Raw genomic sequence first — 21,692 nt, forward strand, 5'->3', positions numbered from 1 at the left:
GCCGGCAACACAGGTTGGACACCGGCGCGCGGACGGCGTTCTTGCCGACGGCACGGGCCGGATCATCCCGTGTCCTTGCGCACCAGTTCACCGCTCAGCAGCTTCTGCACGATCCGTTCGTGCTGCGCGAGCGCCGCTTGCAGCGAGCTGGCCCCGTAGCTGCAGTTCTCGCCGGGATCCGCCACGCCGGCCACGCGCGTGATGAATAACGGCGTGTCCACCGGCGCGGCTTCCGACACCCCGCGGAAGCGCGTAGTCACCGTGCTGCCGGCAGCCTCCAGCACGGTACGGCGGAACACGGGGTCGTTCTCCTCCACCCAGCGCGACCATTCGCCATGGCCGGCCACCTCGACCGGCTCATTGCGTTCATTGAGGATGTAGAAGCGGGCCCACGCCTCGTGGGACCTGGTGCGGGATGTCATAGGCGGTCAGCATCGCAAGGCATTACGGTTGGCGGGCGCGTGTGGACAAGGCCGCCTGTTCAGCATCAGTTCAGCCATGCGCGCGCATCATGGCTTGCGTCGCCCCCAAGATCCCAAACGATACAAGGACAAGCACCATGAAACGCATCCTGATGGCCACGGCCCTTGCCATGGCAGCCGCCACGACCTACGCCCAGTACACCGGCCCATCGGCCATTCCGGCCGCCACCGTCAAGTCGCTGCAGCAGGACGGCAAGGACGACCAGCAGGCCGTGCTGCGCGGCAAGATCATGAGCAACACCGGGCACGAGCGCTACCTGTTCTCCGACGGCACCGGGCAGATGCAGGTGAAGATCAAGGCGTCGCGCTGGCCCGCGCAGAAACCCGTCGACGCGAACACCACGGTCGAGCTGATCGGCGAGTACGACAAGGAACTGATCGGCGCATCGCACTTCGACGTGAAGGAGATCCGCCTGCCCTGAGCAGGCGCGTTGTGCCGACCGGCAGTCGGGGATCAGGTCACGCGGAAGCCGACCTTCAGCGTCACCTGGAAATGCCCGACCTTGCCGTTCTCGATATGGCCACGCGTTTCCACCACTTCAAACCAGTCAATGTTCTTGATGGTTTCGCCGGCCTTGGCGATCGCATTGCGAATGGCATGGTCGCTGCCGTCTGGCGATGAACCGACGATCTCGACGAGCTTGTAGGTGTGGTCGCTCATGTCCGTCTCCTTGGCCGGCTGGCACCCGGCGCGGTTCCATCCATCATAGGCAGCACCACGGCGAAAACCCAGTAGACGCATGCGGTGAAAAGGACTGTTACACACGCGCGGCTTGTCCGGTGTGAAGCGTGCTGCTACGCTGCGGGCCCGCATTGCCGCGCGGCGTGGCGATGCGGGGCCACTGTCCCTGAACCGAATCGCACCGTGACTCACCGATCCAAGCGCGCGGCCCTGTCCGCCCTGCTGCTCGCCGCATGCGCAACCGGCCTGGCCCAGGCCCGCTCCGCTTCGGCGCTCGACAGCATCACCGATACCATCAGCAGCACCTTCAACAACGCTATCGCCAAGCATATGCCCGACATCCCGGGCCAGAATGCGCGGCCGGATGCGTCGGCACGGCCGGTCAACGCGAAGCCGTTTGCGTCGGGTAGCGGCTATACCTTGTGCTTCGTCCCGGACGGGCTGAGCTGCCAGGACCTGCTCGTCAACGCCATCCGCGGCACGCGCCGGCGGCTGCTGATCCAGGCCTACTCGTTCACCAGCAAGCCCATCGCCGAAGCCGTGGTGCAGGCGCACAAGCGCGGCGTCGATGTGCGCGTGATTGTCGACAAGAGCCAGGTGAGCGAACGCTACACCAGCGCCACCTTCCTCAAGCACGCGGGCATCCCGGTCGTGATCGACACCAAGCCCGCGATCGCCCACAACAAGGTCATGGTGTTCGACGACCAGGCGGTGTTCACCGGATCGTTCAACTTCACCAAGTCCGCCGAAGAGCGCAACGCCGAGAACGGCATGCTGATCCGCGGCGACTCGGCGGTGGTCAAGGCCTATACCGAGAACTGGAACGCGCGCTTCCAGCAATCGTCGGCGTACTGAGCCGTGCCCGGCGTGATCTGGCCAGCGGTGGCAAACTTGCGGTTTGCCCATCCTTCATCCGTAACCAGGAACCCGCCATGCCAGCCATTCCCAACAGCAAATGGATCCGTGTCGACAGCGACGCCGGCAGCTTTGACGCCTACCTGAGCCTGCCGCCCGCAGGCGTGCAGCCCGACGGCCCCGCCATCGTGCTGCTGCAGGAAATCTTCGGCGTCAACGAACATATCCGCGCGGTGGCCGACCAGTACGCAGCCGATGGCTACACCGTGCTCGCGCCCGACGTGTTCTGGCGCGATGCCCCGCGTGTCGAACTCGGCTATGCAGGCGCCGACATGGAGCGTGCCATGGCGCTGCGCAAGTCGGTCGACGTGGAAGCCGCCGTGCGCGACATCGCCGCGACCGTGCGCGCGTTGCGCACGCACACCGGTGCAGGCAGCAAGGTTGCCGCGGTGGGCTATTGCTTTGGCGGCCTGCTCGCCTACCTGAGCGCCGCGCGCGGGCTCGTCAATGCCGCGGTGCCGTACTACGGCGGCGGCATCCAGAACAACCTGCAGGAAGCGAGCGCGCTGAACGTGCCGGTGCAGTTCCACTACGGCGCGCTCGACGCGCATATCACGCCCGATGCGGTCGCCAACGTGCGTGCCGCAGTCGCCGGCAAGCGCGGCACCGAGGTGTTTGTCTATGACGGCGCCGACCACGGTTTCAACTGCTGGGCCCGCGCGAGCTACCACCAGCACAGCGCCACGCTGGCCCATGGCCGCGCGCTGACCTTCCTCGCGCAGACGCTGTAAGCATCGCGCCCCTCGCCGGAGGGGCCCGCCTTGCCACGGGCAGGCTGCAACCGTATGCTGCGCTGTCGAGCTTCAAGACTTGCTGGATCCAAACCACGATAACGGAGACCACCATGCAGTCAGAGCAGCAGCGCGCCCTGCGCAATACCATTCCCGACGCTGTCGGCCGCGCCGTCCGGCGCGATCCCGACAAGACTGCCATCCGCTTCGGCACCCGTAGCTGGACCTTCCGGCAACTGGACGAAGCCGCCGCACGCGTGGCGGGCGCGCTCGCGCAGTGGGGCCTGCGGCCCGGCGACCGCGTCGCGGCCTTCGGCAAGAACTCCGATGCCTACGTGCTGCTGTGGCTCGCGTGCCTGCGGTCCGGCCTGATCCACGTGCCGGTGAACTTCTCGATGACGCGTAGCGAAGCCGAGTACATCGTCACGCAGTCCTGTGCCAGCGCGATCTTTGCCGATCCAGCGCTGGCCGAACGCGTGCAAGGGCTACCCTGCCGCGTGAGTGGCACGCTGCATGGCGGCGGTGACCACGACATCCTGACGGCAGCCGCGCAAGGGGCAGCGGCACCGGTGCTCGCGGACCTGGCCGACGACACGCCGGCGCAGATCCTGTACACGTCCGGCACCACGTCCGCGCCGAAGGGTGCCGTGCTCACGCATCGCGCGCTGCTGGCCGAGTATATGAGCACCATCGCGGCGTGCGACGTGCGCGCATCGGACTATTCGCTCGCAGCGCTGCCGCTCTACCACTCGGCGCAGATGCACGTGTTCCTGATGCCGCTGCTGCTGAGCGGCGGCACCACGCTGATCGCCGACAGTCCCGAGGCCGGCTTCTGCCTGCGCACCATCCACGACGAAGGGATCACCAGCTTCTTTGCGCCGCCCACGGTGTGGATCGCGCTGCTGCGGCATGCCGACTTCGATCCCGCTCGGCTCGGCACACTGACCAAGGCGTACTACGGTGCCTCGATCATGCCGGTGCCGGTGCTGCTCGAATTGCAGGCGAAGCTGCCCGCGCTGCGCTTCTACAACTGCTACGGCCAGAGCGAAATCGGCCCGCTCGCCACGGTACTCGGTCCTGACGAGCACGCCGAGCGCCCGGCCTCTGCGGGCCGGCCCGTGCTCAATGTGGAAACTCGCATCGTCGACGAGAAGATGAACGACGTCGCGCCCGGTACGCTCGGCGAGATCGTGCACCGCTCGCCCCAGTTGCTGACCGAATACTGGGACAAACCAGAACAGACCGCCGAGGCATTCGCCGGTGGCTGGTTCCATTCCGGCGACCTCGGCTACATGGACGACGCGGGCTACCTGTATGTGGTGGACCGCATCAAGGACGTGATCAACTCGGGCGGCGTGCTGGTGTCGAGCCGTGAAGTCGAGGAGTGCTTGTACACCCATCCCGCTGTCGCCGAGGTGGCAGTGTTCGCGCTGTCGCACCCGAAGTGGGTGGAAGCCGTGACCGCGTGCGTGGTGCTCAAACGCGATGCGGCGGCCAGCGAGGAAATGCTGGTCGCACATGCACGCGATGCGCTGGCACCGTTCAAGGTGCCCAAGCGCGTGGTGTTCGTGACCGACCTGCCGCGCAATACGGCAGGCAAGCTGCTCAAGCGGAAGCTGCGCGAAGACTATGCGGCACTGTTCAGCGAAGAGCCAGGCAGAACCGGGCGATAGCGGGACAGTCCTCGGGCAAGGCGTGTCTGGCGGGGCAGCGCGCCAGACGCGGCGCCCGTCGCATTGACGAGGCGCCGGGCTCGGCCTCAATAAGGCACGGCTACGCCGTTCTCCACCCGCACCCGGTCACCATTCCGAAGCTGGTACGGATTGGCCTGCGTCACGGTCAGATAAGCATTGTCATTGGTCCGAACGCGCACGCGATAGGCGGGCGGCACCGCGCTGCCGCGCTTCTCCACTTCGTTGCCGGCCAGCGCGCCAGCCACCGCGCCACCGATGGTCGCCACGGTGTTGCCGCGTCCGCCACCGACCTGGTGGCCGAGCAGGCCGCCAACGATGCCGCCGACCACGGCACCGGCACCACTGGTCGAAGCCGCTTGCCCCGACACGACTTCGATGGCCTCGACCCAGCCATAGCGGACGCCATACTGATCGGCACCGGTATTGCCGTATCCGCTGTCGGCGGGATACCCCTGCTGGTAGCCGCCCTGCTGGGGATAGCTTTGCTGCGGATAGCCTTGTTGCGGGTAGCTTGCTTGCGGATATCCCTGCTGGGGATAGGAAGCCTGCGGATAAGACGACTGCGGATACCCCGTCTGCGTTACCGCACCGGAACCATAGCCGCCCGAGTACCCACCCGAATAACCGCCCGCGTATCCGCCATAAGGCGCAGTCACGCAACCGGCGAGCGCGCCGGCACCGAGCACCGCAAGCACAACGGAACGAAAGGGGATGGACATGGAAACGGCTCCTGCGGATTTCGCGAGTTGGGAATGCGCGCGAGTCTAGAGCCGGCGGAGCGCGGCGGGTGTCACCACAAATTGTGATTGGTAACTGCCTGTAACGGCCGGCCCCAACCGTGGCGTGGCGGCCTCAGCCGCGTTCGGCTTCGTCGTCGTTGAACGCCGTGATGCGCGCCACGCGGAAGGTGCCGCGCAGCGACTCCAGTTCGGTCCGGTGCAGCATGGCCAGCCGGTTCAGGCAGCGCTCGCCCTTTGCAAGCAGGTGCACCTGGACCACGCGGCGGTCATCAGGGTTGAGCTTGCGCTTGACCAGGCCAGCGGCCTCGCAGCGGTTCACCAGCGCCACCACGCCGTGCTGCTGGGCCTGCAGCCGCTCGGCCAGTTCGCCGATCGATGCCCACTCCTTGCCCGGGCAGCCGCGGATATGGAGCATCAGCAAATACTGCTGCACGGTCACGCCCTCGTTGCGCGCGGCGTCTTCGGAAAAACGCAGGAAGCGGCGCAACTGGTAGCGGAAATCCGAAAGTGCCTCGAAGTCCGGCTTGCTGAGCGGCGACTGTTTCGCGGAGGCGGACTTGCTTGGCATAGGCAGGGAAGACAGACGGTAAAACCGCGTATCGCGCAAGGCTTGGCGGGCGGCCGGATTCGGACCGTCGCAATTATAGGGGCAGACCTCGCGCATCGCGGTATGCGAAGCCGCGCCGTCATGGCATCCGGCTATGGCAGAATCTGTGCGGTTGCAGACACCTTTCCCACCGCCACGGAACCCTGACCGATGTTTACGGAAATCGCCCTATTCCTGCTCGATACCGTCTTTACCCTTTTCGGCATGGCCCTGCTGCTGCGCGTGTGGATGCAGGTCACGCGCCTGCCCACGCGCAATCCGGTGTCCCAGGGTGTATTCCAGGTCACTGACTGGCTCGTACGGCCGCTGCGCCGGGTCATTCCGGGCTTCGGCGGCATCGACTGGGCCACGGTGGTCGGCGCCTGGCTGACCGCGGTGGCGTTCCTGCTGCTGGTGACAGCGCTCACCGGAGCCGCCCTCCTCGACTTCCTGCCCATGGTGCTGCTGGGCGGCGTGCTCTATGTGCTCAAGTGGGGCATCAGTCTCGTGATGTGGGTGACGCTGCTGATGGCGATCCTGTCATGGGTGAATCCGCACTCGCCCGTCACGCCGGCCATCAACTACCTGACGGCGCCGCTGCTGCGCCCGATCCAGCGCGTGGTGCCGCGCCTGGGCGGCTTCGATATCTCGCCGCTCGTGCTGTTCGTGATTGCCCAGATCCTGCTGATGATCATCGCCCGCCTGAGCGTGGGCGTGTTCGGCATGCACTATTGAGCAAAGCGGAGCGAAACGGAGAGCGCATCGACATTGTCCAGCTTGTTGGACAGTGTGTCGGAGATTGACGCTTTTTCCGGGGTCTTCGAAGTCCTACATTACAGGCATCGTGGTTGACGCCACAAACCCTGACAAGAAGGACATGATCATGAAGACCCTTGCACAACGCCGCAACCTTGCCACTTCCGTGCTCTGCGCACTCGGCCTGACGCTGGCTGCCGCTTCCGGCGCACACGCTGCCTCGCCCGTTTCGGACCTGGCCCGCCTCGATGGCAGCATCGCCCGCGTCGGCAATGTCGACCCGTACCTCGACGGTGCCAAGCTGGGCAAGGTGGACCCGTACACCGACGGCGCCAAGCTCGGCAAGGTGGATCCGTTCACCGACGGCGCCAACCTCGGCAAGCGCGACCCGTACACCGATGGCGCCCGCACCGTGCAGGAATCCCGCGACGCCTTCACCGACGGCGCCTGATCCCCTGCCGCAGCCCTGAACGCCCCCGCATCGCAGCCCGGTCAGAAAGCCGGGCTCGCTCCTTCCTCGGAGTCCTGTTCCAGTTCGGGCTCCAGCATCGACTCGATTGCCTCCATGAACGCGCGCACCTTGCGCGGCTGCAGCCGTCGGTCCGGCAGCAACGCGAACGCGCGCAGCGGCGGCAAGGGATAGTCGGGCAACACGCGCACCAGCCTGCCCTGCGCAATTTCCGCCTCGCAATAGTTCACCGATAACTTGGCAATGCCCAGTCCCGCCAGCGCGCCCTGCAATCGCAGTTCCGCGTTGTAGGTCTGCATGCGCGGCCGGATCGGCACCGTGATGCTTTCTCCGTCGCGCTGGAATTCCCATACCGTGTCGCCCGGCGTGGTGAGCGTCGGCATATTGACGAGGTCTTCGGGGCGCACCAGCGGCGGCAGGCTGGCGGCCAGCGCCGGCGCGGCGAAGAGACCGCGTTCCACGTGATAAATGCGGCGCGCCACGGTGCCCGAGTCGGGCAGGTCGGCGTCGACGATCACGAAGGCGACGTCAAACCCGTCGCGAATCGGATCGACCAGGCCTTGCGTGATTTCCACCGACACATCGAGGGCCGGATGCGCGGCCAGCGTGCGGCAAATGATGCCGCCAAGCTGCTGCGCGCCGAACTCGTAGGGCGTGGCAATGCGCAGCACGCCCTGTACGCCTTCCTCGCGCGCGAGCGTTTCCTGGCGGATTTCGCGCAGGCGCGCGAACAATGGCGCGACATCGCGGTAGACGGCGCTGCCGGCATCGGTGAGCCGCATGCGGCGCGTGGTGCGCTCCAGCAGCTTGGCGCCGATTGCGGTCTCCAGCCGCGCCACGGCAGCCGACACGCGCGATTTCGGGCAGTCGAGCTGCTCCGCCGCTGCCGTAAATGTGCCCTGCTCGACCACGCAGCAGAACGCCTCCCAATCATTCCACTGGATTGTTTCGTTCACCGGACAATGTTTCCCTGACAAGCTGTAGTTCCAGACAGCAGGCGACATTATGCTGTAGCGATGCAACAAACGTCTGTCCCCGCTGTTTCCAGCGCCCCGGTCGCGCACAGCGCCACCACTTCCTCAAGCCAGGCCACCATGGCTGCCGCAGCCCCCGCCCGCCCTCGCATGCAGATCGCCAGCCATCCGGAGATGGGCCACTGGCGGCTGTCGCTGTTCGGGCTGACGCTGGGCCTCGTGACCGGTATCGACTTCTCCTCCACGCTGATGATGGGCGTAGCCAGCCAGCACATCCAGGGCGGGGTGGGCGCCGCGCCCGAAGATTACCTGTATGCGGTCTCGGCCTACGCGGCCACCGCGGTGCTGATGAACATGGTGCTCGACCAGATCGCGCGCCGCACGACGTACAAGCGCTTCACCATCGCGTCGCTGCTGATCTTCATCGTCGGCTCGCTGCTGTGCGCCGAAGCCGCCAGCCCGGCCGGACTGATCGGCGGCAAGGCTGTACAGGGGTTGGGCGCCGGCGGATTGTTCGCGGCCTCGCGGATCCTGGTGCAGCTGGTGTCCACGCCGGCCGAGCGCGCGCCGCTGATGTTGCGCTTTGGCGGCGGCGCCTTCGCCATGCTGGCCATTACGCCGTGGCTCACGAGCATCTTTCTTGACGACATCGGCTGGCGCGCGGTTTTCCTGTTCCAGGCCGGGATCTCGCTGCCGGTACTGCTGTCCGTGATCGCCACGTATCCGACGCGCGCGCCGCGCGATCCGCATCCGCCAGTCTCCACGCTGGACTGGCCCGCCGCCATCGCCGCGGCGCTCGGAGCGCTGGTGTTCCTGCATACGCTGCAGGAAATGCGCTACACGCGTTTCTTCAGCACACCGCAGATGCCGCTGGCCGCGTTGCTCGGCGTGGGCCTGTTCGCGTTCAGCGGCTGGCGCCTGTACCGCCACCCGGACCCGTGGATCGACTTCTCGCGGCTGGCCGGTCGCCAGTACCTGTACGGGCTGGGCTTCTATACGCTGTACTACCTGCTGTCGTCGGCATGGGCGTTCCTGTTGCCCACGCTCACGCAAAGCGGCCTGGGCCTGACCTTCCGTACCACGTGCATGCTGCTCACGACCAGCGGCACGGTTTCCGCCATCGGCGCGGTGCTGATCACGCTGGGTATGGCGCTGGTCTTCCGCAAGCGCCGCGTGATCGCGGTCGGCTTTCTGATCTATGCTGGCGCGGCCATGCTGCTGTCGTACCAGTTGATGCCTGGGGCACCCGACTACGCGCTGGTGCCGGTGGTGCTGCTGGAAGGACTGACGCCGGTACTCCTCATGGTGCAGGTCGCGTCGATGACCTACCTGGACCTGCCGGTCGAGGACTTCTCGCACGCCTACCAGTTCAAGAACGTCTGCAAGCAGATTGCCTCGGCCTCCGGTACGGGCCTGGCGAGCGTCTTCATGCAGGACGGCCTGGCCGCGCACCGCACGCACCTGGTCGAGCACGTCACGCGCTTCACGCCGTCGCTGCAGATGCCCGATGCACTGTCCGCATCGAACCTGGCAAAGATCTCGCTGGAAATCGACCGACAGGCCACCCTGCTGGCCGGCATGGACATGCTGCACGGCTTTGCCGCGCTGTGCGTGGTCATGGCCATTTTCGTGCTCGTGCAGAAGAGCTTCCGCTGATCCGCGCGACCCGATAACGGTGCATGTGACAGCATGGCGGGGCGCCCCGAACGGCGGCGCCGCCAGCACGTGCTTCGCTGCGCACTGGCGAAATCGGCGTATTTCCTCTACGCTTTCGGCCTTTGCGAGCCAATCCGGTGACCCGCGCCGGTGCCCGACAGATGGCCAGTCCCGCCGATCCCTCACAAGCTGCGGAAACCGCCGCCACCTCCGCCGCCACGTCCGAAAAGCCCAGCGACAGCTATGTGCAGTCCTTTGCACGTGGCCTGTCCGTGATTCGCGCGTTCAACGCCGAGCATCCGGCCCAGACCCTGACGGAAATCGCCCAGGCCAGCGGCCTCACGCGCGCCGGCGCGCGCCGCATCCTGCTGACGCTGGTGGGCCTTGGCTATGTACAGGCCGAAGGCAGGCTGTTCCGCCTGACGCCGAAGATCCTCGATCTCGGCTTTGCCTACCTGACCTCGATGCCGTTCTGGAACCTGGCCGAGCCGATCATGGAGGCGCTCTCGCAGCAGGTCCACGAAAGCTGCTCGATCTCCGTGCTCGACGGCACCGAGATCGTCTACGTGCTGCGCGTGCCGGCCCGCAAGATCATGACCATCAACCTGTCGATCGGCAGCCGCCTGCCCGCGTATTGCTCCTCGATGGGACGCGTGCTGCTGGCCGGCCTGAACGCTGATGAACTGGACCGCGTGCTGCGCAACACCGAGCTGCGCGCGCACACCAGCCGCACGGTGACCGATATCGACGCGCTGAAGACAGTCGTCGGCGATATCCGTACGCGGGGCTGGGCGTTGAACGACCAGGAACTGGAAGAAGGGCTGGTTTCGCTGGCCGCGCCGATCCGCAACCGCGCGGGCCATACCATTGCCGCGCTCAATATCAGCGGTCAGGCCAACCGCACCAGCGCCGCGGAAATGCGCGAGCGCTTTCTGCCCTCGCTGCTGGAAGCGGCCGACAAGATCTCCGGGCTGGTCGGCCTGCGCACCTGAACGGCGCAGGCCCCGCTCCGGGCGCCGTTACAGCTGGACGCTGCCGAACTCGGCCGAACGCGTGCCGTCCACCGGACGATTGCTGGCGCCGAAGTAGGCGAACGCCACGGACAACTTGACGGCATTCGAGCTGTTGCGGCCGGCGGCATGGAACAGCCGGCTGTCGAAGAACAGCACGTCGCCACGGTGCAACGCCAGCGACGCCGCGCCCTCGAGCAACGGCTGACTTGCCGGGTGGGCCTCGATCAGGAACTCTGCCGGATCGAGCTGGCCCGGTTCCAGCACGGCCTTGTGCGAGCCCGGAATGACGCGCAGCACGCCGTTGCTTTCATCCTCGTCGCCAAGCGCCAGCCACACCGTCACCAGTTCCGGGCTGATGAACGACCAGTAGCGGGTATCGCGGTGCCAGCCGGTCTGGCTGCCATAGTGCGGATGCTTGGTCATCACGCAGTTGTGGTGGGCCAGCGTGATGCGCGGGGCTTCGCCCAATAGCGCCTGCACGATGGCCGTCAGGCGCGGGTTCGCGGCCCAGTCGCGAAAGACCTGGTCGCGCCCGTAAGCCTGCCGCAATCGCCTGACGGTGCCGCCGCCGGCGGCATCGCGCGTGGCGGGTGCGCCGGGATAGCCGAGGTCGGCCTCGAACTCGACCGGCGGAACAGCCGTGGCCAGGTGGCTGCGCGTCACCGCTTCCAGCGCGGCACAGGTCGGCTCGGGCGCGAAGCCGCGCAGCACGATGAAGCCATCCTTGTGGAACGCCTCGGCCAGGTGCTTCAGCGCGGCGGGATCAGGCTCGGTGGAGGTGGCAGACGGGAAGGGAGATGCGTCCAGCGGGGCAGTCATTGCGGCAGAGGGGGGATCCAGGCCAACATGTGGCCGATACGTCGATGATGCCAGAAGCCGGCGCTGCTCGCCCGTCAAGGCCAAAAGAAGCAAGAAAAGCGCGATCCGCGCATTGTTGTCTTCGTGCGGAAACAGACTGTGCCGTGCAAGGCGCACGCCGCTACAATGCGCGGATTCCCCTGTCTCCCAGCCGAGGCCAATGTGACTGCTCGCCCGAGGATCGTCGCTACGCTCGCTGAAGCCCAGAACCGGCTCGGCCGCATCGTGCTTGGCAAGCCGCGCCAGATCCGGCTGGCCCTGGCCTGCATGCTGGCCCGCGGCCACCTGTTGCTGGAAGACCTGCCTGGTGTCGGCAAAACCACGCTGGCGCATGCGCTGGCCCGCACGCTGGGGCTGCAATACCAGCGCGTGCAGTTCACCAGCGACCTGCTGCCCGCCGACCTGATCGGCGTATCGGTCTTCGTCCGCGACACGAGCGAGTTCCGCTTTCATCGCGGACCGGTCTTCGCGCAGGTGGTACTGGCTGACGAGATCAACCGCGCCCCGCCCAAGACCCAGAGCGCGCTGCTCGAAGCGATGGCCGAAGGCCAGGTCACGCATGATGGCGCCACGCATGCGCTGCCCTCGCCGTTCTTTGTGATTGCGACGCAGAACCCGCTCGAGCAACTCGGCACGCACGCGCTGCCCGAATCGCAGCTCGACCGCTTCACCATGCGGCTGTCGTTGGGCTATCCCGATCCCGCGTTCGAACGTGTGCTGTATTTGGGCGGGGCCACGCCACCGCAAGCCGAACCGGTCATGGACGGCGCGCAGGTCCTGGCGCTGCAGGAAGCCGCGGCACAGGTCTACGTCAGCCCGGCACTGGTCGACTACGTGCTGGCATTGGTGCAGGCGACACGCACCAGCAGCGCGTTTGCCGCCGGACTGTCGCCGCGCGCGGGGCTGGCACTGCTGGCGTGCGCGCGGGCATGGGCTCTGCTCGATCAACGCGAATTGGTGCTGCCTGAAGACGTGCAGGCGGTCTTTACCGCCGTGGCGGCGCACCGCCTGGAGCCTGCCGGAACGCGCGCCGGCGCCGATAGCCTGGCCGCGCTGCTGGCTGGCGTACCGATTCCCTGACCGCCATGCCGCGCGATCCGTCCGCGGCAACCCGCCACGCCGCGCTGCCGCTGGCCGGTGCCTCGCCGTACCGGCGGCGCTGGTTCCGGCTTCCGCAAGTCCCGGCGCAGAACGAGGTGCGGCTGGATCGCCGCCGCCTCTACATCCTTCCCACCCGCAGCGGCGTCGGCTTTGCCGTGCTGCTGCTGGCCATGCTGCTGACATCGCTGAACTACAACATCAGCCTCGGCTTCGGGCTCACGTTTCTGCTGGCGGGCATCGGCATGGCGTGCATGTGGCTCGCGTATCGGAACCTGCTGGATCTGTCGGTGACCGCGGAACCGGGCTCTCCCACGCAGGAAGCGTTCGCCGGGCAGAACGCCGGATTTGCGCTGCGGCTGTCCAATGCCGACGCGCAGGCGCGCATCGGCATCGAGGCGCGCATCGCGACCATGCCCGGGGTCGAGACCGCGAGCGTCACGCTCGATGGCGCCAGCACTGGCACGCTGACGCTGTATGTCCCGGCCGCGCGGCGTGGCTGGCTGCGGCTGCCGCGCGTCACGCTGTCGAGCCGGTTTCCGTTCGGCCTGTTCCGGGTCTGGGGCTATGCGGACCTGGGCCTGTCGGTGCTGGTTTTCCCGGCGCCGGAGGCCGCCGCGCCGCCACTGCCACCGATGGCTGCACAGGACAATGGCGACGATGGCCCCGCCGGCGGACCGGCCACCGATGAAGGCATCGACCAGCTCCGCAAGTACCGCAGCGGTGACCCGCTGCACCGCATTGCGTGGAAACACAGCGCGCGCACCGGCCGCTGGATGAGCCGGGCGGGCGAGCCGCCGGCACGGCCGACGCGCTGGCTGGACTGGCATACGCTGCCGGCCAGCATGCCGGCCGAAGCCCGACTGTCCCGGTTATGCGCATGGCTGCTGGCCCTGGGTGACACCACCGAAATCGGCCTGCGGCTGCCCGGTGTGGAAATCCGGCCCGGACACGGTGCCGGCCACCGCCGCGCATGCCTGGAAGCGCTGGCACTGTGGCGTGCGCCCGGCCGAGGGGACCCGCCATGAGCACGACGGCGCGGCCCCTTGCGCACCAGGATCACGGCGTCCTGCTCGGACAGCTCGCGCTGGTACTGGCACCGCAGGCGCGCACCCTGCCGATGGCGGTCAGCCTGCTGCTGCTCGCGCTGCTGTGCTGGCGCTGGCTGCTCTGGCGCAAGCGTGCGCCACTGCCATCGCGGTCGGTAATGGGTGTGGCTGCACTGCTGGTGCTGGGGATCGCCGCGGCGCTGATCTGGCAGGATGGCGGCGGTGCCATGCGCGACCTGGCCGTCGCACTGTTGGGCGCCTTTGTCGTGCTCAAGCTGCTCGAGTGCCATAGCCTCGCCGATGCCACGCTGGTCACGCAGCTGTCGTTCTACCTGTTGCTGACGCTGTACCTGTCCGACCAGCCCTTCTGGCTGGCGCTGTACAGCGTGGCGATCGGCGCATGGATCCTGCGCAACTGGCTGCTTCTGCACCACCCGGAAGCGCGTGGCCGGCTGGCCATCTGGCCGCTGCTGGGCCGCATGGCGCTGATCGGCCTGCCGTGGGCGCTGGTGCTGTTCGTGCTGTTCCCGCGCCTGGAACATCCGCTGTGGCGCCTGCCGCAATCGACGCCGACGTCACGGACGGGCCTCAGCGACGTGATGCGGCCGGGCAGCGTCGGGCAGCTCGTACGCTCGCCGGAGGTCGCGCTGCGCGCGGAGGTCGATGGCGATCCGTTGCCGACCTCGGCGCTCTACTGGCGTGCGCTGGTGCTGTGGCAATTCGACGGGTCCGCCTGGCTGCCCGTGCAACAACGCCAGCAATTCACGATGCCGGCCGCGCCCACGCCGCCCGCCAGTACACCGCAGTCCGGTGGCGTCGATTACACCGTCACGCTGGAACCAAGCCAGCAACAGTGGCTGTTCACGCTGGACCGTGGCGTGGCGATGTCATCGGATGCGAATGCCCGTGTCACCGCGGATGGCGAGTATTTCGCGTCCGTGCCAGTCGACCAGCGTATCCGCTACCGGGCCCGCTCCACGCTGGGTCCATCGCACGAACCACTGTCGGCGCGCACGCAGGCACTCGCGCTGAGCCTCCCGCCGGGCAATCCGCGCGCGCGCGAACTGGCCGCGGGCTGGGCCGCCAGCTATGTCGATCCTGCACTGCGTGTGCAAGCCGCGCTGCGCCTGTTCGCCTCGGCGCCGTTCGGCTACACGTTGCGGCCGCCCGCGCTGGGCACGCAGCAGGTCGACAGCTTCCTGTTCGAGACACATCGCGGCTTCTGCGAACACTATGCAAGCAGCTTCGTCTTCCTGATGCGCGCGGCGGGCGTGCCCGCGCGCGTGGTAACCGGCTACCAGGGCGGCGAGTACAACCCGATCGGCCGCCACTATATCGTGCGCCAGTCCGACGCCCACGCATGGGCCGAGGTCTGGCTGGAAGGACGCGGCTGGGTGCGTGTCGACCCGACCAGCGCGGTAGCGCCGAGCCGAGTTGAGCAAGGGCTGGACGCCGCGCTGGGCGGCCAGGAATCCGGCGTCTGGTCACCGGACCAGGAAGCCGGCTGGCTACGCAACGTGCGCTGGGCCTATGACGGGCTGACCTACACGTGGCAGCGCTGGATCCTGCAATACGACCGCGGCCAGCAGGAGCGGCTGTTCGGCGAGCGCCTGCCGGGCATCAGCCTGGCGCAACTGCTCGCGTATGGGCTCGCCGCGCTGAGTCTGCTGGCACTGCTGCCGCTGTGGCTGCGTCGCCGGCGTGCCGATCCGGTCGAAGTCTGCTTTGCGCAGGTGTGCCGCATGCTGGCGCGCCGCGGCTGCGAGCGCGGCGCCGCCGAAGGCCCCCAGGCATTCGCCGCGCGCGCGGCTGCCGGGCTGCCACATGCCGCTGCGGCGATCCATGCCTTTATCGCCACCTACATCGGCCTGCGGTATGGCGCCATGCCGGAGGCGCGGCGGCCGCAGGAACTTGCGAGGCTGCGCGCGAGCGCGCGCCGCGTGTCGGCAAGTCTTCGCATGCGGCATGCCGGCGATGTCCGGACTGGCGAAATTCGTCCCAGCTGATATAATTTCACCCGTAACTATATCAGATGAAATCATCTGTGCCGCCATCCTGCGGCGCGGATGCCTCCCCCGCCATGTCCTTCGAGCAACGTATGGATCGCTACTGCGCCGCGCATCCGGATGCACCGCGCGACCTGATCCTGGCATCCCGCCTGCTGCTGCGCACTGCGCGGCTGCTGCGCGACCATATCAACCGCAGTCTGGCGCAGTTCGACCTCGACCTGAACCAGTACCTCGTACTCAGCATGCTTGCCGTCGATGAGGGACAGCCCAGCATGCCCTCCGAACTGAGCGCCACGATCGACGCCACACGTACGCAGATGACCCGTCTGGTTGACGGACTGGAAACCCGCAGCCTGGTACGCCGGCAGGCTTCTGTCCAGGACCGCCGCAGCCTGGAATTGACGCTCACGCCGGCTGGCCGCAGGCTGCTCGAGCGGGCGTTGCCGCTGGTGCATGCCGCCTACGCCGAAGTGTGGGCACCTGTCGGGGAGAACGGGCTGACGGCCAGCACGCGCGTGCTGAACCGCCTGCACCAGAGTCTGCAGGCGCTGCAGCCATGAGCACCGAATCCCGCTGGCACCCGCTCTGGCAACTGCGCCTGAGCGTGCGCTGGCTGCGGTGGCTCAGCCACCGCCAGCGCCAGACGCTGCTGATGATGCTGCTGGCCCTGGCCACCGGCGTGGAATTCCTCGAGAACATCATGTTCGTGTTCGCGTCGAGCCACATCATGGGCGGTCTCGACGCGGATCCGCGCAGCTTCGCGCTTGCGCAGGCGGCGTACGCCGTGGGCAGCATGCTCATGATCCTCAAGCAGCAATGGCTGTCGCGCCGCTTCGGCTACCGCTATTACCTGACCGGTGCGCTGCTGATCTTCATGGCGGGCACACTGGGCGCCGCAACCAGTCACTCGCTCGCGCAACTGGTCGCGGCCCGCTTCGTGCAAGGTTTTGGCGGCGGCGCGCTGTTCACGAGTTGCCGCATCCTGGTCGCGGTGCTGTTCGGACCCACCGACCGGCCGCGCGCGAGCCGCATCTTCATGACCGGCATTTTCGTGGCAAGCGCGCTGGGTCCGGCGTTCGCGGCCGAACTGGTGGACCACGGCGTCTGGCAGGACGTGTTCTACGGCGCCCTGCCTTTCGCCGCGCTGGCCGCGCTGGGCGCCTGGGTGTTGTTGCCCGATGCGGAGCCGCGCCGGCCGGCGCCGAGCCCCGGGCTCGGGCCGCTACTGCTGTTCGGCGCGGCCGTGGTCACGCTGCAGGCGGCGCTGACTGAAGCGCGCTTCGACATCTTTTCGCATCCGATCCGGCTGGCACTGATCGCGGGCGCGGGCCTGGGGCTGCTTGCCGTGTTCCTGTGGCACCAGTGGCACCATGAGACGCCGGTTCTGCATCTGCGCGCGCTGCGCAATCCGATCTACCTGGCCGGGATCGGCATGTACTTCGTGTACTACATGATCAACAACCTCAGCGCCTATGTGTTTCCGATCTACGCGGAACAGGCGCTGCGGATTCCGCTGGCCACCACGGGCTGGCTCAACACCTTTGCCGCGATGGTGAGCCTTGTCGGGGTCATCATCTATTTGCGCTACGGGTCGCGCCTGACGCGAAAGAAGCCGCTGATGGTGACCGGCCTGATGATGATGGCCGCCACCGCCTGGTGGTTCTCGCGCATGCCGCCGGATGCAGGGCCGCCCGCGCTTGCATGGGGCCTGGTTGGCAAAGGTCTGTTCGGCGTGATGGTGATCATCCCGATCGCCGGGCTGACGTTCCGCTCACTGAGCGGCGAGGAATTCGCGCATGGCTACCGCAGCAAGAACCTGATGCGCCAGATCGCCAGCTCGTTTGCGTCGGCCATCGGGGCAGTGTTGCTGCAGAACCGGCAGTTTGCCGTGCATGACAGTCTCGTGCACGCGCTCGGACAACGGGTCGCGGAAACCCAGCTCTGGATGCAGTCGGTGCAGGCGGCGCTGGCCGCTCGTGGCTTTGATGAAGCGCAGGCACACCGTGGCGCGTTGGCCCAGCTTTCCGGGCTGGTCGAACAACAGGCCCGTCTGATTGCTTGCGAGGATATCTACCGTCTGATTGCGGTGCTGGCGCTGACCGCTGCGGGGTACATGCTGTTGCAGCGCCGCCTGGACTAAGGCGCTACGTAGGTGGGTGCCATCGATCGGGGCACCGGGCGGGACATCAGAACAGCGTCAGAACGTCATCAAAACAGCGAAAGCTGGCGCATGCCAAAGCCAACCGTCTCTTCCACGCGCGAGCGCGCATGGACCAGCGATCCTTCAGCGCCCGAGTAGTTGCCCGCGGCCCAGTGGTAGACCACCGGCACGTCGCCACGGTCGGACAGGCGGACTTCTCCCAGCTTCTCGCCGCGCTCGTTGCGGTAGAAGTGCGAACGGTAGCCGCGCTCCCAGTGGGGAGGCGCTTCCTTTTTGCGCCGCCGGGGGCTCGGCGCAGACTGAGCGGTAGGCGCAACGCGCCGCGCTCTCTCAGTACCCGGTGTAATGGCTCGGGTGAAATCCAACTGCATAGACTTCCTTGTTCTATCGATTCAGCAAGAACCAGGGTCGGCGGGCCGTGCCGCCGCATGCTTCGTGCATCGCAGTCGAGATCATACCTGCTGGCGCGGTTTCTGTAAGCCCTTCCTTGCGCGGAAACCCGCTTGCCGCAAGGCTTCGCGGGCGTATACCGGCTTCGTATACGGCCGGTATACGCTTCGTATACGCCGCCGTATACGCCCTGGATACGACCCGCGAACGCCCCCCAAAGCCTTGTCGGTAAACGCTTGCAGCGATCAACCGAGGTCGAGCGGAATGAAGATGCGTGCCTCGTCGCGCTGCACCAGCAGTGCCACCTGCTTGCCGGATTTGGCAACCAGTGCACGCAGCTGGTCGGCCGAAGTAATGGGCGTGCCGTTGAGCGACAGGATCACGTCGCCCGGCTGGATGCCCACGCGCGCGGCGGGGCCGGCGACATCCTCGACCACGAGGCCGCCGTCGATTCCGCTTTCGCGTCGTTCCGAAGGCGTCAGCGAACGGACGGCCAGGCCCAGCCGTCCGCCGGCCTGGCTGTCGCCACCCTTCTGCGCCACCGACTCTTCCTTGGCAGCGCCCACCTTCACCGCGAGCGTCATCGGCTGGCCCTTGCGGATGATCTTCAGCGTGGTCTGCGTGCCCGGCTTGATATCGGCAACGTGCTCGGGCAGGTCCCCAGAGTGGTCGATCACGTCGTCGTCGAGCTGCACGATGACATCGCCGGGCTTCACGCCCGCCTTGGCCGCGGGGCTGTCAGCCTCGACCGAATTCACGAGCGCGCCCGACGGCTTGGGCAGGCCGAACGACTGCGCGAGCGCCTGGTTGACTTCCTGCACCGAGATGCCAAGACGGCCGCGCGTGACCTTGCCATGCGCCACGAGCTGCTGCTCGACCTTGGTCGCAACGTTGATCGGAATCGCGAACGACAGGCCCTGGTAGCCGCCGGTCTGGCTGTAGATCTGCGAGTTGATGCCGATCACCTCGCCACGCTGGTTGAACAGCGGGCCGCCGGAATTGCCGGGGTTCACGGCAACGTCGGTCTGGATAAACGGCACATAGGTATCGTCAGGCAGTGAGCGCGACTTGGCGCTGACGATGCCGGCGGTCACCGTGTTCTCGAATCCGTAAGGAGAGCCGATGGCCAGTACGGGCTCACCAACCTTCACGCGTGCCGGGTCGCCGAGCCGGACCGTGGGCAGGTCCTTGGCATCGATGCGGATCACGGCCACATCGGTCTGCGGGTCCGTGCCCAGCACCTTGGCCTTGAACTCGCGTCGGTCAGTCAGCTTCACGGTGACCTCCTGCGCGCCATCCACGACGTGCGCGTTGGTCAGGATCAGTCCATCCGGGCTCACGATAAAGCCGGAACCCAGGCCCTTGACCAATTGCTGGCCGCTCTGCGGCCCCTGGAACTGGGGCCCGAAACGCTTGAAGAACTGGAACAGCGGATCATCGGGATCCATGCCCGACGGCGCCTGCATGGCGGTGCGCTGCGCGCGCGCGGTCACGCTGATGTTGACCACGGCCGGACCATACTGGTCGACGATGCCGGAGAAATCCATCGGCGTCGCCACGGCAGCGGCTTGCGCTGGCGCGGCCGAGACCGCAGGCGCGGATGCTGCGTACCCCGGCGTAATGACTTCCTTCTGCAGGTAGGCATAGCCTCCACCGATGGCGGCAAGTGCAGCAATGCCAATGGCGGTACGTGCAATGGTCTGGCGAATCATGGAATCTCCTTTCCCCGATCTGTTCCTGCGCCGTTGCCGATGGCGGCGTGGCGCGACAGGGTAGATGCTAAACAGCGAGACTTAAGACAACCTTAAAGAGTAGAGTTACGTATTCGCCACTTAAAAAATCTTCAAAACTATCTTGCACACAATTCAATTGTGTCTAATATATCTACATGGACGACACGAACACGCAAGCCAAGCAGAACCTGCTGTTGCTGGACCGGCAGCTGTGTTTTGCCTTGTACTCGACTTCGCTGGCAATGACCAAGGTCTACAAGCCAATGCTGGATGAGCTTGGACTCACTTATCCGCAATATCTGGTCATGCTGGTGCTGTGGGAGCACGAGGGACTGACGGTATCCGAACTGGGCAACCGCCTGGCGCTGGACTCCGGGACGCTGACCCCATTGCTGAAGCGGCTCGAAGGCGCCGGACTGGTCAGTCGCAGGCGCGATGCAGGAGACGAGCGGCGTGTGCTGGTCGCGCTGACGGACGCCGGCTGCAAGCTGCGGCAGTCAGCGGTCGGTATTCCGGAAAGATTGCTGTGCGCGACGCAGTGCCCGCTGGACGAGATTCAGGCACTGACGGAGCGCCTGCATGCATTGCGGTCGACGCTGGAACAAGCGCGAACGATTTCTGAGTTACCGCATGAGGATGAAGCGGTCGCTCACATGCCCTGATGACGGGCCACATTACCTCTGGAGCTTTCATGAAACTCGAAAAAGTCCTGTACACCGCCCATGCCACTGCCACCGGTGGCCGCGATGGCCGCGCTGTGACGTCCGACGGGCAACTCGACGCCAAGCTGGCGCTGCCAAAGGAAATGGGCGGCAAAGGTGACGGCCTGAATCCCGAGCAACTGTTCGCCGCGGGCTATTCGGCCTGCTTCATCGGCGCCATGCGGCATGTCGCGGCCCAGCAGAAAATCGTGCTGCCGCCCGATACGTCGATCGAAGGATCGGTTGGCATTGGTCCGATTCCGCAAGGTTTTGGCATCCAGGCCGAACTGAAGATCTCGGTTCCGGGCTTTGAGCGCGAGGCAGTCGAAAAGCTGGTCGAGCAGGCACACCAGGTTTGCCCGTACTCGAATGCGACGCGTGGCAATATCGAAGTGACGTTGACGGTCGTCTGATAGACCGGCCTCGCAACGGAAAGGCGCACGCTGCGGCGTGCGCCTTTTTCATTTCATGTTTCGGGCTGCTCAAGGGTCGCGCAAAATGCGATCTTCTGCGCCGAACTCATGCGCTTCGTCGCCAATTCTGCCTTCAGTGCTTCGGACTTCGAGGGAAAGGAGACTTGGCCGAGCACACGCAAGGGCTTGCGCGACCGGGTGTACTTCGCACCTTTTCCGGCCTGGTGCTGCGCGAACCGTCGCGCTACATCGGTAGTAATGCCGGTGTAGATCGACCCGCCCGTGCATTCGAGCAGATAGAGATACCACTGGTGCTCAACGGACATGCAATCCTGAAACCTGGAAACAATCAGGTGATGTTAAAGCCTGAGTGCCTGCCGCGAAAGTGGGTGTCGCGGGATTATTGGAATGTCCGCGCGGAGCCATAAAAGACAAAACCCCTCGCAGCACACGCTGTCGAGGGGTTTTGGGTATAAGAGCCTGGCGATGACCTACTTTCACACGGGAATCCGCACTATCATCGGCGCGGAGCTGTTTCACGGACCTGTTCGGGATGGGAAGGGGTGGTTCCAGCTCGCTATG

General features: G+C 66.3%; 23 protein-coding genes, 1 rRNA gene and 1 pseudogene. 15 read left to right on the plus strand and 10 right to left on the minus strand.

The window, feature by feature from the left end:
• Positions 1–62: 62 nt before the first annotated feature.
• Complete coding sequence (locus KHO41_RS27895; RefSeq protein WP_211956483.1) at positions 63–422, minus strand: hypothetical protein; 360 nt, start codon at positions 420–422, stop codon at positions 63–65.
• Positions 423–559: 137 nt separating this feature from the next.
• On the opposite strand from KHO41_RS27895, the gene KHO41_RS27900 reads away from it, so the two are divergent.
• Positions 560–904, plus strand: a complete 345-nt coding sequence (locus KHO41_RS27900; RefSeq protein WP_211956484.1) for a YgiW/YdeI family stress tolerance OB fold protein — start codon at positions 560–562, stop codon at positions 902–904.
• A gap of 32 nt (positions 905–936) precedes the next feature.
• Here the strand turns inward: KHO41_RS27900 and KHO41_RS27905 are convergent, their stop codons facing one another.
• Complete coding sequence (locus KHO41_RS27905) at positions 937–1,143, minus strand: dodecin (RefSeq protein WP_211956485.1); 207 nt, start codon at positions 1,141–1,143, stop codon at positions 937–939.
• A gap of 351 nt (positions 1,144–1,494) precedes the next feature.
• Here KHO41_RS27905 and KHO41_RS41970 point away from each other — a divergent pair.
• From KHO41_RS41970 to KHO41_RS27920, 3 genes and pseudogenes are all read left to right on the plus strand, one after another.
• Positions 1,495–1,920 (plus strand): annotated as a pseudogene (locus KHO41_RS41970) (phospholipase D family nuclease); the annotation flags it as partial.
• Positions 1,921–2,096: 176 nt separating this feature from the next.
• A complete protein-coding gene (locus KHO41_RS27915; protein WP_211956487.1) occupies positions 2,097–2,810 on the plus strand; it encodes a dienelactone hydrolase family protein in 714 nt (237 codons plus the stop codon).
• A gap of 113 nt (positions 2,811–2,923) precedes the next feature.
• Complete coding sequence (locus tag KHO41_RS27920) at positions 2,924–4,483, plus strand: acyl-CoA synthetase (protein WP_211956488.1); 1,560 nt, start codon at positions 2,924–2,926, stop codon at positions 4,481–4,483.
• Between the two features lie 86 nt (positions 4,484–4,569).
• Here KHO41_RS27920 and KHO41_RS27925 read toward each other — a convergent pair whose 3' ends face one another.
• Positions 4,570–5,223 carry a glycine zipper 2TM domain-containing protein gene (locus KHO41_RS27925; protein ID WP_211956489.1) on the minus strand — a complete coding sequence of 218 codons (654 nt, stop codon included), beginning with the start codon at positions 5,221–5,223 and terminating at the stop codon, positions 4,570–4,572.
• Between the two features lie 133 nt (positions 5,224–5,356).
• Entirely contained in the window at positions 5,357–5,812 is a 456-nt protein-coding gene (locus KHO41_RS27930) for a MarR family winged helix-turn-helix transcriptional regulator (protein WP_211956490.1), read from the minus strand.
• A 189-nt stretch (positions 5,813–6,001) separates the two neighbouring features.
• Here KHO41_RS27930 and KHO41_RS27935 point away from each other — a divergent pair, with 189 nt between their 5' ends.
• Both KHO41_RS27935 and KHO41_RS27940 read left to right on the plus strand, forming a co-directional pair.
• Positions 6,002–6,565 (plus strand): YggT family protein, encoded by a 564-nt coding sequence (locus tag KHO41_RS27935; RefSeq protein WP_211956491.1) that lies wholly within the window; start codon positions 6,002–6,004, stop codon positions 6,563–6,565.
• Positions 6,566–6,707: 142 nt separating this feature from the next.
• The gene (locus KHO41_RS27940) at positions 6,708–7,037 is read left to right on the plus strand and encodes a hypothetical protein (RefSeq protein ID WP_244874063.1); all 330 of its coding nucleotides are present in this window, start codon (positions 6,708–6,710) and stop codon (positions 7,035–7,037) included.
• A 41-nt stretch (positions 7,038–7,078) separates the two neighbouring features.
• Here KHO41_RS27940 and KHO41_RS27945 read toward each other — a convergent pair whose 3' ends face one another.
• Positions 7,079–8,011, minus strand: a complete 933-nt coding sequence (locus KHO41_RS27945; RefSeq protein ID WP_211956493.1) for a LysR family transcriptional regulator — start codon at positions 8,009–8,011, stop codon at positions 7,079–7,081.
• A gap of 60 nt (positions 8,012–8,071) precedes the next feature.
• Here KHO41_RS27945 and KHO41_RS27950 point away from each other — a divergent pair, with 60 nt between their 5' ends.
• Positions 8,072–9,685: an MFS transporter gene (locus KHO41_RS27950; RefSeq protein ID WP_376989783.1), complete on the plus strand. Its 1,614-nt coding sequence runs from the start codon at positions 8,072–8,074 to the stop codon at positions 9,683–9,685.
• Positions 9,686–9,846: 161 nt separating this feature from the next.
• Positions 9,847–10,677, plus strand: a complete 831-nt coding sequence (locus tag KHO41_RS27955; protein ID WP_211956494.1) for an IclR family transcriptional regulator — start codon at positions 9,847–9,849, stop codon at positions 10,675–10,677.
• A 27-nt stretch (positions 10,678–10,704) separates the two neighbouring features.
• On the opposite strand, the gene KHO41_RS27960 is transcribed toward KHO41_RS27955, so the two are convergent.
• Complete coding sequence (locus tag KHO41_RS27960; protein ID WP_211956495.1) at positions 10,705–11,517, minus strand: phytanoyl-CoA dioxygenase family protein; 813 nt, start codon at positions 11,515–11,517, stop codon at positions 10,705–10,707.
• Positions 11,518–11,718: 201 nt separating this feature from the next.
• Between KHO41_RS27960 and KHO41_RS27965 the strand changes: the two genes are divergently transcribed.
• The 5 genes from KHO41_RS27965 to KHO41_RS27985 all read left to right on the plus strand — a co-directional run bounded on the left by KHO41_RS27965 (position 11,719) and on the right by KHO41_RS27985 (position 17,852).
• A complete protein-coding gene (locus KHO41_RS27965) occupies positions 11,719–12,636 on the plus strand; it encodes an AAA family ATPase (RefSeq protein WP_211956496.1) in 918 nt (305 codons plus the stop codon).
• Between the two features lie 5 nt (positions 12,637–12,641).
• Positions 12,642–13,682, plus strand: coding sequence for a DUF58 domain-containing protein (locus KHO41_RS27970; RefSeq protein WP_211956497.1), 1,041 nt, complete (start codon positions 12,642–12,644; stop codon positions 13,680–13,682).
• Positions 13,679–15,709 (plus strand): transglutaminase family protein, encoded by a 2,031-nt coding sequence (locus KHO41_RS27975; protein WP_211956498.1) that lies wholly within the window; start codon positions 13,679–13,681, stop codon positions 15,707–15,709. The genes KHO41_RS27970 and KHO41_RS27975 overlap by 4 nt, the downstream gene beginning before the upstream one ends.
• Before the next feature lie 74 nt (positions 15,710–15,783).
• Positions 15,784–16,272: a MarR family winged helix-turn-helix transcriptional regulator gene (locus tag KHO41_RS27980; RefSeq protein ID WP_211956499.1), complete on the plus strand. Its 489-nt coding sequence runs from the start codon at positions 15,784–15,786 to the stop codon at positions 16,270–16,272.
• Entirely contained in the window at positions 16,269–17,852 is a 1,584-nt protein-coding gene (locus tag KHO41_RS27985; protein WP_211956500.1) for an MFS transporter, read from the plus strand. Before KHO41_RS27980 ends, KHO41_RS27985 begins: the two co-directional genes overlap by 4 nt.
• Before the next feature lie 68 nt (positions 17,853–17,920).
• On the opposite strand, the gene KHO41_RS27990 is transcribed toward KHO41_RS27985, so the two are convergent.
• Positions 17,921–18,244, minus strand: a complete 324-nt coding sequence (locus KHO41_RS27990; RefSeq protein WP_211956501.1) for a hypothetical protein — start codon at positions 18,242–18,244, stop codon at positions 17,921–17,923.
• Between the two features lie 264 nt (positions 18,245–18,508).
• Positions 18,509–19,975: a DegQ family serine endoprotease gene (locus KHO41_RS27995; protein WP_211956502.1), complete on the minus strand. Its 1,467-nt coding sequence runs from the start codon at positions 19,973–19,975 to the stop codon at positions 18,509–18,511.
• Between the two features lie 176 nt (positions 19,976–20,151).
• On the opposite strand from KHO41_RS27995, the gene KHO41_RS28000 reads away from it, so the two are divergent.
• Positions 20,152–20,658, plus strand: coding sequence for a MarR family winged helix-turn-helix transcriptional regulator (locus KHO41_RS28000; RefSeq protein ID WP_211956503.1), 507 nt, complete (start codon positions 20,152–20,154; stop codon positions 20,656–20,658).
• Positions 20,659–20,687: 29 nt separating this feature from the next.
• Positions 20,688–21,110, plus strand: a complete 423-nt coding sequence (locus KHO41_RS28005; RefSeq protein ID WP_211956504.1) for an organic hydroperoxide resistance protein — start codon at positions 20,688–20,690, stop codon at positions 21,108–21,110.
• Between the two features lie 53 nt (positions 21,111–21,163).
• Here the strand turns inward: KHO41_RS28005 and KHO41_RS28010 are convergent, their stop codons facing one another.
• Positions 21,164–21,436, minus strand: a complete 273-nt coding sequence (locus KHO41_RS28010) for a GIY-YIG nuclease family protein (RefSeq protein WP_211956505.1) — start codon at positions 21,434–21,436, stop codon at positions 21,164–21,166.
• A gap of 152 nt (positions 21,437–21,588) precedes the next feature.
• A 5S ribosomal RNA gene (rrf, locus tag KHO41_RS28015) occupies positions 21,589–21,692 on the minus strand; the annotation flags it as partial.

It is taken from the genome of Cupriavidus numazuensis (assembly GCF_905397435.1).
In the GTDB taxonomy this organism is placed as follows: domain Bacteria; phylum Pseudomonadota; class Gammaproteobacteria; order Burkholderiales; family Burkholderiaceae; genus Cupriavidus; species Cupriavidus numazuensis.